At 45.3% G+C, this 4,041-nt stretch carries 5 protein-coding genes; all 5 read left to right on the forward strand.

Translation table 11 applies throughout. The annotated features are described in order from the left end of the window. Positions 1-216: hypothetical protein (locus tag ACFINF_RS08835; RefSeq protein ID WP_375620535.1), on the forward strand; the 216-nt coding region annotated here is incomplete at its 5' end. Positions 217-229: 13 nt separating this feature from the next. Next, a complete protein-coding gene (locus ACFINF_RS08840; protein WP_375620536.1) occupies positions 230-1,612 on the forward strand; it encodes a Bgr_08870 family protein in 1,383 nt (460 codons plus the stop codon). A 189-nt stretch (positions 1,613-1,801) separates the two neighbouring features. Beyond that, positions 1,802-3,085: a phage tail sheath C-terminal domain-containing protein gene (locus ACFINF_RS08845; protein WP_375620537.1), complete on the forward strand. Its 1,284-nt coding sequence runs from the start codon at positions 1,802-1,804 to the stop codon at positions 3,083-3,085. A 3-nt stretch (positions 3,086-3,088) separates the two neighbouring features. Continuing rightward, positions 3,089-3,607 (forward strand): phage major tail tube protein, encoded by a 519-nt coding sequence (locus ACFINF_RS08850; RefSeq protein ID WP_375612336.1) that lies wholly within the window; start codon positions 3,089-3,091, stop codon positions 3,605-3,607. Between the two features lie 9 nt (positions 3,608-3,616). Then, positions 3,617-4,030: a hypothetical protein gene (locus tag ACFINF_RS08855; protein ID WP_375620538.1), complete on the forward strand. Its 414-nt coding sequence runs from the start codon at positions 3,617-3,619 to the stop codon at positions 4,028-4,030. The last annotated feature ends 11 nt before the right edge of the window (positions 4,031-4,041 follow it).

Raw genomic sequence — 4,041 nt, forward strand, 5'->3', positions numbered from 1 at the left:
GGCGGTGCAACCTTTTCACTGGAGATGCAACTGGATGATGGGGCGTTTGTTCCTTTGAAACTCGACGAAACAGAGCAACTCGCTGAACCACTTTGGACAGAGCGCAAATTTGTGAGTAGTGACAAAACAGCCAAACAAGCGCGCTTGAAACTCACGCTTACCGGTGGACCTGCTGCACGGTCCATGGTGAGTGATTTTGGCGCTGGCATATTATAATGGGAGAACAGAGATGACCAAAACCAAAAAACTCGACATGGAATTGCCTAAAGAAGGTCGTTTTATCAGTTCTGAATTCCCAATCTTGCGGGAAAACTTGACCAAAATTGATCAAGCCATGATGGAAGTTGAGGAAAAGGTAGAGGGAAAAGCACCTTTAAAACACACGCATACAATAAGTGATGTTGCCGATCTTGAAGCGGCTCTCAAAGGCAAAATGGCAGCCGATAAAACCTTCTCATTTGCTGATTTAAGCGATATCGAGGGGGCAAAAGATGCCGCAAATAATTATGTTCTCTATAAATCAAGCAATAATAACTTCACTTTTGGCAGTGCTGTCTCACTGTTAGGCGCACATCAACATAAAACCGAAGATATTGTGGGGCTTGATGATTTTAGAGCCAAGATCAATGAAGATCTCACAAGCTATGGTCGCCTAGCAAGCCCAAATGAATGGCAAAGTTATAATAAATTTACCAGCAAAGTCACTATGAGTGGCAGTTTAGAACTGTTGGGTAATTCGTCGTTTAACCTTATCCATAACAACAAAGTCGTTAGCAGTCTAAGCACAACCGGAAGCTCGCTTAAAGGGCCTTTGAGAGTTGATGACGAAGCTGTTTATACCAAATCACAAGTGGATGCAGCCATCTTGGCACAGATAAAGAGTCTTAAAAAAGATTTGACCGATAAAATCACGAATTGGACTGCCCTTGCTGATGCTGAATTGCTCTATACGCAAGATGGAAAAATTGAGTGGCCCGATTGGGTCACCGATAAAACTAAAGTTGAGATCCAAGCATGGGGCGGTGGCGGTAGTGGTGGTGGAGCGGATACACCAAGATTAGGAGGAGGCGGCGGAGGAGGTGGTTGTAGCGTGTGGTATGGCTATAAAGCGAGTTTAAACGGTCATCAAGATATCACAATTGGTAAAGGAGGCGCTTCTGTTGCATCACGCAGTGCGACAGGAAATTCTGGAGGAACAACAGTTGTTGGAAAGAATTTTATTACCGCTACAGGAGGACATGGTGGTGGGGGTGCTTACTCCTCTAGAGATCACGGATTTGCTGGTACTACTACTTACTACTATTCAGGCGATGGCGGTGCTGGAGGTACGGGTGGAAACTTTGGTTTAGCAACAGACGAACATCTAGGAATTGCCAAAGGCGGAAATGGTTATGCTGGAACGAGTGGAATTACGAGTAAAACAAGCGGTAATGGAGGCGATGCTGGGGGTGATACATCACGTGGTGGCTCTGGAGGACTAGGCAAAGGTTCCTATAGTTCAGGAAAAGCAGGACGTGGTTTTGGTGGTGGTGGTGCTGGTGCTCACTCTGATTATTCTCCAAGTGGTGCTGGTGCTGATGGTGCCGTTCTTATAAGATTATGGAAAGAATAAATGGATGCACAAGTAACCAAGATATGACAGAAGTCAAATGGATAGCTGTTCTATAAGCAGGCTTATATGTTTTTAAGTCCTTTTATCGCTCTTTCAAAGCCCTTTTAAAGGGCTTTTTGAGTGACAGTGTCAGTCTTATGATCGTCTGTTGTTTCTTGTTATGGTCTCTTCATTGATTTGGAGAGCAAGATGGCAACAGAATTTAATCATGGGATTCGCATTGTAGAGGCTGGTGAGGATTCCCGTCCTTTAGCAACATTTGATCAGACCGCCATTGGAGCGGTTGTTACAGCCCCTGATGCTGATGCACAGACCTATCCCCTCAACGAGCCTGTTCTTCTCTTTACGCATGAGGGTGAGAAAATCCAAAAGCTTGGGACAAGAGGCACGGCTCTTGATGTTATTAACGCCGTGTGTGCGCAGGGGATTGAGGCACAAATTATCCTTGTGCGTGTGGAAGAAAAATCAACCATTGCTGAGACACAAACTGAGATGGTGGGATCAAACGCTCATTTGACCGGTGTGCATGCGCTAAAACACGCTAGAGGGCATTTAGGGGTAGAGCCTGGGATTTTACTGGCACCGGCTTATAGTGCAGGGCGCCTTGATAATGGTAAAAACCCCGTGGCAGACGCCTTGGAACAGGTTGCAGAAAAGCTACAAGCGATTGCGGTTTTTGATACGGGTGGTAAAAATGCGGAAGAAAGCCTTGCCTATCGTGCAGATTTTTCCTCACGCTTTTGTTATTTGATTGACCCCTTTGTACGGGTGGCAAATAGTGATGGTGGTGTTAGTGTTAAACCGGCAAGTCCCTTTGCTGCCGCCATGTTTATCAAACGTGATAAGCAAAGGGGCGGTGTTTTTTGGTCTCCCTCCAACCAAGATGTGCATGGCATTTTAGGCACGGCGCGCCCGATTAGCTATTTTGATGGCGAAATCGATCATGAGGCAAATCGCCTCAACCAAGCCGATATTGCAACCTTTATTCCAGCACGGCTTAGCCAAAATGCGCAGGGAGAAGTAGCTTCCAATGGGCGTATTTTATGGGGCAACCATACCACCTCCAGTGACCCATTGTGGCGCTTTGTCAATGTGGTGCGCACCCGTGCAGCCTTGGAAAAAACCATCATCAACAATTTGCGCCCTTGGGCGAATGATGAAAACCTTACTGGTCAACATGTTATTGCCATTACCCGCTCTTTGACCAGCTTTCTTGATGATATGATTGCCCGTGGTGCATTGCTTGGTGGGCGAGTTTGGTTTGATCGTGATTTGAATTCAAACAGTAATTTACAGCTTGGAAAATTGCGGGTGGAATTTGATGCAGAAGAAGTACCACCCTTAGAAGATTTAAGTTTCGGCAGCCGGCGCAATAGTGCTTATTTTGACCGGTTGGCGCAAGATATCCAAAAGAAAATGACCTATCAATTTGGCGATACGCTTGAAACTTATCGCAAAGCAGCAAGGAGTTAAAGCATGACTTTACGCATTGTCCGCGGTTTTACGCTGATTGTTGATGATGATGTGAACCTTCACCTTGATCTTGAAACATTGAAACTGCCCACGTTGGAAGAAATCACCGAAACCTATCAACCAGGGGGCTCTGATATGCAGATTGATGTGAGCGGTCTTGGTGTCAAAGCCCTTGGCTTGCAAATGAAAATCCGCAGCCATACCCCTGAGGTCATCGGTATTTTTGGTGGTCCCCCTGGTCTTCGTCATAAATTTACAGGCAAAAAACATGTGATCTCTGAAGAAGATGGGCGTGAGCATGAACATTCCATTGATGTTACAGGGCGCTTGGTCAAAGTGGATAGTGAAGGCTTAACGGCTGGAAAAGCGACAGGCTATGATTGCGAGATCAAAAATATTTGGGACTATACAGAATTTTGGGATGGTTCTGTTTTGCACCGCTTTTCGTTTAAACGGGGCGGGTGGCTTGTGCGCAACGGGCAAGAGATCGGTTCTCGCCGTCGCTCTATTCTCAATTTATAGGAATTGATCATGACAAGTTTACAAACAAGTGTTGATGTAGAATTGCAGGTTCCGCTTCTTTATCAAGATAAAGGTGGCAAAGAAACTCTCTGCAAGAAACTGACCTTTTATCGCCCCACTTTCAAACAAGCCAAGCAATTAGCGGTGTTGATTGGACCACAATTGACAGAACTTCTGCTTCCTGAGTTTGGAGAGCAGAAGTTAGCATTGAACAATGATGTGCTTATTACAAAGCTTTCTCAAGTTTTGTTCACAAGTGAAGCAACAGAAGGCATCACAGCACTTTTAGCCGATATGTCCCATGAATCTATTGAATTGATTGATCGTGTGGATGTTGTTGACATTCTTGCTGTCTTCAAGGCTTTTTTTGCTTTTTTTACGCAACGCCAATCCTCTCTGCCGGACAATTTGGAGCAGAGCTAGCCCTTTATTAT

Source organism: Bartonella sp. TS25HLJMH (assembly GCF_042193505.1).
In the GTDB taxonomy this organism is placed as follows: Bacteria; Pseudomonadota; Alphaproteobacteria; order Rhizobiales; family Rhizobiaceae; genus Bartonella; species Bartonella grahamii.